1 protein-coding gene is annotated in these 1397 nt (G+C 42.7%); it reads right to left on the bottom strand.

Going from position 1 to position 1397, the window contains the following annotated elements; genetic code table 11:
• Positions 1-99: 99 nt before the first annotated feature.
• Positions 100-1314, bottom strand: a complete 1215-nt coding sequence (locus GC097_RS28150; protein WP_171686615.1) for an IS256 family transposase — start codon at positions 1312-1314, stop codon at positions 100-102.
• Positions 1315-1397 lie beyond the last annotated feature (83 nt).

Below are 1397 nucleotides of genomic sequence, written 5' to 3'. Positions count from 1 at the left end.
TATTAGGTCTTGTAGGGTTATTCATCGGGACGATGAATAGGTTTGTTGTCTGAACGAATTCAGGGGGATCCCCCTGAATTTTTTGGATTAAAATCCCATTTATTTGAGCTCTTCTTTTTCCTTGCTTTCAGGATTTGGAATGGTAGGATACCTGTTTTCAAAAAGCAACGACAATGCCTCTCTCGTTTCGGGATCATTAAATCCTGTAATAACTCGGTTCCCCCATCTTTCATTGTGAGCAATCGTATCCAAATAGATTATTTTTTCAGCAGCTTCAACATTGGTCAAGCTATTCATAGGACGTAATCTTTTCCTAAATTCTTTATTGGTACGCTCGATTGGATTAGACGTGTAAATGGCATTCTTTATCATTGCCGGATATTTGTAAAACGTCAGCAGCGTAGGTAGATTGGTCTCCCATGACTCAATCTCCTTGGGGTACATCTTCCCCCACTTCGCCTTCACTGTATCAAAACAAGCCTTTGCTAACTCCAAATCCGGGGCATTGTAGATCGTCTTTAAATCATTCAGAAATTCCATCTTGTCTTTTACTCGAATCTTTGGAAAAGTATTACGAACCTTGTGAACAACGCAGTGCTGCACATCGGCCTTTGGGTAGGCTTCTTTAAATGCATCTTCAAGGCCGATTAGCCCGTCAAATACACCTAAGAGTACCTCTGTCGCCCCACGTCGTTTGAGGTCTCCCAACACTTCACGCCAGCCATTAGCACTTTCTTTGCCGCCAATATAGAAACCCAGAATATGCCTGTAGCCTTGCTCGTTAATACCCATAACCAAATAAACGACTTCACTATCAACCGTGTCGCGTTTCAAGTTAAAATAGAAGCCGTCCAAATAAATCACCGAATACCGTTTCTCCAAAGGGCGTTCTTGCCAACGTTGAACGTCTTCTAGTACGGTACTGGTGATGTTACTAATGGTGGTCGGCGAGTACTGCGTACCAAACATGCCTTCGATAAAGCGAGCTACATCACGAGTGCTCATGCCGCCTTTATACATATGAATGACGGCCTCTTCAAGCCAACCATCACGCCGCTGGTACGGCTCAAAGAGCTGAGTTTGAAAGTTCCCCTTGCGGTCCCTTGGTACTTTCAATTCTTCGATTTTCCCATACCGTGTATCGAGCGTGCGCTCGTAATAACCGTTCCGGCTATTACGAATTTCTGACTGTTGTTCCACTTGAAGAAATTGATTCATTTCTTCTTTCATGATGAGCTCAAGTTTTTCTTGAATCATCGTTTTCACAAGATTTTCTAGTAGATCATTTAAATTGTTTTGGGGTATAGTAGTCATTGAGTAGGGCTCCTTCTTGGTGGTGTGGTAATCCCGAGAATACCCTACTTTTTTGTCGTTTGCCTATACTCCAAATGTTGGTA

Source organism: Paenibacillus planticolens (assembly GCF_013141725.1).
Classification (GTDB): domain Bacteria; phylum Bacillota; class Bacilli; order Paenibacillales; family NBRC-103111; genus Paenibacillus_E; species Paenibacillus_E planticolens.
This window is presented reverse-complemented; position numbering and strand designations above follow the sequence as displayed.

Coding starts and splice junctions, on each gene's coding strand:
- GC097_RS28150 (WP_171686615.1), bottom strand. CDS start 1,314: ATGACTACTATACCCCAAAACAATTTAAATGATCTACTAGAAAATCTT.